Annotated in this window: 1 protein-coding gene; it reads left to right on the forward strand. The window is 55.6% G+C overall.

The genetic code is table 11. The annotated features are described in order from the left end of the window. A partial coding sequence (locus ACLJNW_RS26330) for a hypothetical protein (protein ID WP_410961526.1) occupies positions 1–259 on the forward strand: 259 nt, incomplete at both ends.

Consider the following 259-nt stretch of genomic DNA (forward strand, 5'->3'; position numbering starts at 1 on the left):
CAATGATCCCCGATCCAGAATCGAGACCAGACTTGGCATTGGGCTTCGGTATGCGTTTGGTGGACCGACTCATCATTGCCTGCCACCATGACGAATCGAAGATACCGCGAATCTCGACCTGGAACGGCGCCGAGCAAACCGAGGTCACCAGAGACGATGGGTTTCTTGACCGGCACATCGCCACGATGGCCTATACTACAACCTTCGCGACTGAGCACCTCAGAGCGTTGCATGTCATCCTCTCCGATCTTCCTTGCGA

The sequence above is a fragment of the Salmonella sp. SAL4457 genome (assembly GCF_046548235.1).
Lineage (GTDB): Bacteria > Pseudomonadota > Gammaproteobacteria > Enterobacterales > Enterobacteriaceae > Salmonella > Salmonella enterica.